This is a genomic window from Vibrio variabilis (genome assembly GCF_003263785.1).
Classification (GTDB): Bacteria; Pseudomonadota; Gammaproteobacteria; order Enterobacterales; family Vibrionaceae; genus Vibrio; species Vibrio variabilis.
The window spans coordinates 1-5735 of record NZ_JYJK01000137.1; the positions used below are offsets into that span (position 1 = coordinate 1).

The following is a 5735-nucleotide window of genomic DNA, read 5'->3' on the forward strand; positions in this document are numbered from 1 at the left end:
CAGAGCCAGAGCCAGAGCCAGAGCCAGAGCCAGAGCCAGATTGGAATGATACAACACCACCTCTTATGACACAGCCCGCACCCACGGTGCAGCAGTCTTTTGGAGGCGGAGTTTGAAGCGTTTGCGGAGCAGCCAGATCTGCAACATCTGGAAAAGCTGTTTAGCGGCCTTCAGCAGCAAGTAGACATTGAAATTGAACCGCAAGCTGAGCCAAGCATTGAGCAGCCGACAGTAGCTGCAGCCAGTGAGAGTGAAATCCAAGGCTGGGATGTTGAGGCATTAGAAGCGGACACTGTCATTGAGTCTGAGCTGAATGAACTTGATGCTCTACAGCCATCAATCAAGGCTCAAGAGACGGTGGAAGTCGCCGATAGTATAGAAGTGGCTGAAAGTGTAACGGTTGAAACCCAACCTGACGTTGCCAATGGTGGCGGTGCTGATAAAGCTTGGGTAAACAACGAACGTACCGAGAGCTTTCAAGTACTCTACTTTGACGTCGGCGGGATGACGTTCGCGGTGCCATTAGATGAGCTAGGTGGTATTCATCAAATTGGCGAGTTAAGTCATTTGATTGGTAGACCGGCTTGGTACTTAGGTTTGCAGTCAAGTCGCGAGAGCCAGCTTGATGTCGTCGACACAGCCATGTGGGTGATGCCGGATGTGCTCAAAGATGATAGTTACAAAGAAGACTATCAGTACATTGTCATGCTCGGTGAGAGCAACTGGGGTCTTGCCGCCACAGAACTCAAAGGCACGGAACAACTTCAGCCTGTTGCCGTCCGTTGGCGTGAGAAAGCTGGTAAAAGGCCGTGGCTTGCAGGCATGGTGAAGCAGCAAATGTGTGCGCTGGTTCATGTGTCTGAACTAATAGATATGCTTAACGCTGGATTAGATGTTAAATCAGTACAGTGATTGAATAATTTGATGTCAAGCGGCGCTGTGCGTCGCTGATCAGAATGAAATTGAGAGGAAGACTATGTCTCAAACGATGGATGTTGAACTAAGAAAAGAACAGTCGAATGATGAAGTTCTTCAATGGGTCACGTTTCAACTAGAAGAAGAAACCTACGGCATCAACGTAATGCAAGTACGTGAAGTGCTGCGTTACACTGAAATCGCTCCTGTACCGGGCGCACCAGATTACGTGCTAGGTATTATTAACCTTCGTGGTAACGTTGTGACGGTCATCGACACTCGTTCTCGCTTTGGTCTAATGCAAGGTGAAATCACCGATAATACGCGCATTATTGTGATTGAATCTGAGCGCCAAGTGATTGGTATCTTAGTTGATAGCGTTGCGGAAGTGGTTTACCTACGTTCGTCAGAAATTGATACCACACCAAGCGTGGGTACCGATGAAAGTGCCAAGTTTATCCAAGGCGTAAGTAACCGCGATGGCAAACTGCTTATCCTTGTTGACCTAAACAAACTACTCTCTGAAGATGAGTGGGATGAGATGGCTTACCTATAATGTTTGATGCTGTGTCTTTAACGTCACCTCTTCTTTGGGGAGGGGTGGCGATTGTCGTTGTCCTTTTCGTTTGGTTGGTGAAGGTGCATCGTGGATTAAACATGCACAAGGCACACGCACGACAACAAAAGCGATCACTAGAAAAAGAAGTCGAGAAGTGCAATAAGCAGCTACTTGAAGTGCGCTCCGTGTTAGTAGGGCTTGGACAAAAGGTTTCCGAACAGGAGGAAATCATCGTCCACCTTACTGAACGTATCATAGAGCTTGAGAACGTTGATAACGATGGTCGCTTATATACTCGAGCCAATAAAATGGTTCGATTAGGTGCCGACATTAACGAGCTTATCGAGGAGTGTGAACTGCCTAAGGCCGAAGCTGAGCTGATGCTTTCTTTGCAAAAAAAGATAGCGGGTAAAGAGAAGGTACCGCCACTTCACAAAGAGCGCGCCCAATCTCCACGCCGTCCAGCAACGAACTATTCGCCACAAAAACGACCTCGCTAGACGATCACTCAATTTACAGGGTGTTAATGCTTAAATGACGCCCTGAAAATATGTTAATAACAATCGTAACACTCTCTTACTCTTTCCAATTAGCCGGCTGTATGCAGTCTGGTATCCTATCATGCGTCCGAATATGAAGTTTTGTGTCAGTATGTACTACTTTATGGGTAGTTATTTCAGTTAAAGAACAGTAATTTATTGTTTATTACTAAGTTTCGTGAAGCCGATTTAAACATTACACTTTCACGCATAAGTAGCTATGGTAAGATGAACGCCCAGTCGAACCAGTGTTTAATTGAATGTTAGAAGTTACAAATTTAACCGCGATTCGAGATGAGCGCGTACTGTTCGAAAATTTATCATTTTCGTTACAAATCGGGGATCTCGTTCAGATTGAAGGTCGCAACGGGACCGGTAAAACCACCCTAATGCGTATCGTTGCGGGATTGGGAGATAAAGAGGAAGGCGACATCAAATGGAATGGTGAGTCTATCCAATCCAATCGAGAAGACTTCCATCAATCACTGCTGTTTCTTGGTCACCAAACTGGCGTAAAACGCGATCTTACTGCGTTTGAGAACCTTAGATTTTATCAATCGATACACGCACCTCTCACTTCGGATCAACAGATTTTTACAGCGCTAACACAAGTTGGACTTGCTGGCCGTGAAGACGTGCCTGTGGCTCAGCTTTCTGCGGGTCAGCAGCGCCGCGTGGCGTTAGCAAGATTGTGGTTAAGCGAGCAAATGTTGTGGATCCTTGATGAGCCGCTGACGGCGATCGATAAGCAAGGGGTAAAGGTGCTGGAAAACTTGTTCTTGGAGCATGCCAATAAAGGTGGAATAGTGTTACTGACCACGCACCAAGACATGTTTAGTGACAACCCAAAACTCAAAAAAATCACTTTGGGAGCGTAAACGATGATGTTGTCTTCCATGATGAAAATTGTTCGCCGTGAGCTGCTGATTGCGTTTCGTCGCCAAGCGGATATTTTCAACCCACTGTGGTTTTTATCATAGTCATTACGCTGTTTCCGTTGAGTATCGGCCCTGAGCCTAATCTGCTCGCGCGAATTTCAGCAGGAATTGTATGGGTGGCTGCGCTGCTATCGGCGCTGCTTTCCTTAGAACGACTGTTTAAAGATGATTTTCAAGATGGCTCTTTAGAGCAGATGATGCTGATGCCTATCCCACTGCAATTAGTGGTGATGGCAAAAATCATCGCACACTGGCTCCTAACGGGTTTGCCATTGATCATTATCAGCCCATTACTGGCCATTTTGCTGTCCCTTGATAGCAATACATGGATAGCGGTGGTGCTCACTTTGTTGGTGGGAACGCCAACATTGAGCTTTATTGGAGCGATTGGGGTGGCCTTGACGGTAGGGCTACAAAAAGGAGGCGTACTATTAAGTCTTTTGGTGCTCCCGCTTTACATCCCAATTCTAATATTTGCTACGTCGGCGATTGATGCTGCCTCCTTGGGGGTGCGTATAATGGTCAGCTAGCTTTGCTCGCGGCCATGCTGGTGGGCGCGATGACCTTGACTCCGTTTGCTATCAGTGCAGCCTTGAGAGTCAGCGTCAACTAAAATAATAACGCTAATATCATTGCTTAGAGCGAATGTAAGCGCCTAAAGCAATGGGAAAAATGTCGTAAAAGAGTGAGAAACACTATGTGGAAATGGCTTCATCCTTACGCCAAACCCGAAACCACTTATCAGCTGTGTGGCAAATTGCTTCCGTGGTTTGCCACGATAGCACTGCTGTGCCTGTCAATCGGTACTGTATGGGGGCTTGCTTACGCGCCCGCCGATTATCAGCAGGGTGACAGCTTTAGGATCATCTACATACACGTGCCGTCGGCCATTTGGTCTATGGGTGTGTACATGTCGATGGCGATTGCTGCTTTCATTGGCCTAGTATGGCAGTTGAAACTCTCTAGCATGGCGGCACTTGCTATGGCGCCTATCGGTGCGGTGTTTACCTTTATTGCACTGCTTACTGGAGCCGTATGGGGCAAGCCTATGTGGGGCGCATGGTGGGTGTGGGATGCACGTCTGACTTCTGAGCTTATCTTATTGTTCCTATATCTTGGCGTTATCGCGCTTTACCACGCGTTCGATGATCAAAAAACCGCGGCAAAAGCGGCGGGCATTCTCGCCATTGTTGGTGTGGTTAACTTGCCGATCATTCACTTCTCTGTGGAGTGGTGGAATACCTTACACCAAGGTGCCACTATCACTAAGTTTGCCAAGCCATCGATCTCTAACGATATGCTATGGCCGTTGTTATTAAATATTTTTGGCTTTGCGTTTTTCTTCGGTGCACTGACGATGATCCGTCTGCGTAACGAAATCATCAGCAAAGAAGGCCACAGACCATGGGTGGTTGCCTTAGCAGCGCAATCAAACCAGAAGGGGTAATTCACCATGCATTTTGAATCCTTGAGTGACTTTTTTGCCATGGGCGGCTACGCAGGATATGTGTGGAGTGCCTTCGGTATTACTTTCTTAGCTATGTTGATTCTTTGGGTGACGAGCGTGTCACGCGGCAAAAAGTTGCTCAAAGAAGTTCAAGCCAAAGTCGATAGGCAAGCGCGCATCGATGCGGCAAAAAATATGGAGAACACACTATGACCCCAAGACGTAAGAAAAGGCTCGGCATTATTTTGGCCATTTTCGTTGGCATCAGTGCGACGGTTGGGTTGATTCTCTATGCGCTAAACCAAAACATGGATTTGTTCTACACGCCGACGGAGTTGGTGAACGGTAAAGACAATGGTGCGAAACCTGAGATCGGTCAGCGTCTTCGCATTGGCGGTATGGTGGTAGCGGGCTCGGTCAACCGTGATTCTGAGTCACTGCGTGTCAGCTTCGACCTCGCTGATGTGGGTCCAAAAGTAACGGTTGTCTACGATGGCATTCTTCCGGATCTGTTCCGCGAAGGTCAAGGTATCGTTGCACAAGGTGTGCTGGTGGAACCGACAAAGATTGAGGCTTTCGAAGTTCTTGCTAAGCACGACGAAGAATATATGCCACCTGAAATTGCTGAGGCGATGAAGAAAACTCATGAGCCGCTCCAGTACTCTGAAGAACAAAAACAAGGAAGCGGTCTATGATTGCTGAAATTGGCCACTTTGCGCTGATACTCTCACTCAGTTTGTCTGTGCTTCTGAGTATCTTGCCGCTGTTTGGTGCCTCGCGAAACAATACGATGCTGATGAATACCGCAAGACCTTTGTCTTGGGGTATGTTCATCATGCTGCTTATTTCATTCCTAATTTTGGAATGGGCGTTCTACGTCAATGATTTTACGCTTCAGTATGTAGCGAATAACTCAAATACCAGCTACCTTGGTACTACCGCCTAACCGCTGTATGGGGTGCGCACGAAGGCTCATTGCTTCTATGGGTATTAATCCAAGCAGCATGGACGGTTGCTGTGGCGACATTTAGCGTGGTATGCCACAAGAATCGGTCGCTCGTGTACTTGCAGTGATGGGTATGATCACAGTCGGTTTCCTACTGTTTATCATTGTCACTTCTAACCCATTCTTGAGAACGTTGCCTTTCTTCCCTGTCGATGGCCGTGACCTCAATCCGTTATTACAAGATCCGGGATTGATCATCCACCCGCCAATGCTCTACATGGGTTACGTAGGCTTCTCGGTTGCGTTTTCGTTTGCGATTGCCTCACTGATGTCGGGTCGTCTTGATACGGCGTGGGCGCGTTGGTCTCGTCCTTGGACGACAGCGGCGTGG

Annotated in this window: 6 protein-coding genes and 3 pseudogenes; all 9 read left to right on the forward strand. The window is 47.5% G+C overall.

From position 1 onward, the window contains the following. Positions 1 to 462 precede the first annotated feature (462 nt). Positions 463 to 912: pseudogene (locus tag TZ48_RS26550) on the forward strand (chemotaxis protein CheW); the annotation flags it as partial. A gap of 64 nt (positions 913 to 976) precedes the next feature. Further along, positions 977 to 1471, forward strand: a complete 495-nt coding sequence (locus tag TZ48_RS23005; protein WP_042478487.1) for a chemotaxis protein CheW — start codon at positions 977 to 979, stop codon at positions 1469 to 1471. Beyond that, positions 1471 to 1974, forward strand: a complete 504-nt coding sequence (locus tag TZ48_RS23010) for a DUF2802 domain-containing protein (RefSeq protein WP_112481012.1) — start codon at positions 1471 to 1473, stop codon at positions 1972 to 1974. The genes TZ48_RS23005 and TZ48_RS23010 overlap by 1 nt, the downstream gene beginning before the upstream one ends. 299 nt (positions 1975 to 2273) lie before the next feature. Then, complete coding sequence (ccmA, locus tag TZ48_RS23015; protein ID WP_112481014.1) at positions 2274 to 2891, forward strand: cytochrome c biogenesis heme-transporting ATPase CcmA; 618 nt, start codon at positions 2274 to 2276, stop codon at positions 2889 to 2891. Positions 2892 to 2897: 6 nt separating this feature from the next. Beyond that, positions 2898 to 3564, forward strand: a pseudogene (gene ccmB / locus TZ48_RS23020) (heme exporter protein CcmB). Between the two features lie 84 nt (positions 3565 to 3648). After that, positions 3649 to 4398: a heme ABC transporter permease gene (locus TZ48_RS23025; RefSeq protein ID WP_112481016.1), complete on the forward strand. Its 750-nt coding sequence runs from the start codon at positions 3649 to 3651 to the stop codon at positions 4396 to 4398. 6 nt (positions 4399 to 4404) lie between these two features. Further along, complete coding sequence (ccmD, locus tag TZ48_RS23030; protein ID WP_112481018.1) at positions 4405 to 4611, forward strand: heme exporter protein CcmD; 207 nt, start codon at positions 4405 to 4407, stop codon at positions 4609 to 4611. Further along, positions 4608 to 5093, forward strand: a complete 486-nt coding sequence (gene ccmE, locus TZ48_RS23035; RefSeq protein WP_112481020.1) for a cytochrome c maturation protein CcmE — start codon at positions 4608 to 4610, stop codon at positions 5091 to 5093. Before ccmD ends, ccmE begins: the two co-directional genes overlap by 4 nt. Beyond that, positions 5090 to 5735, forward strand: a pseudogene (ccsA, locus tag TZ48_RS23040) (cytochrome c biogenesis protein CcsA); the annotation flags it as partial. The gene ccmE and the pseudogene ccsA, both read left to right, overlap by 4 nt.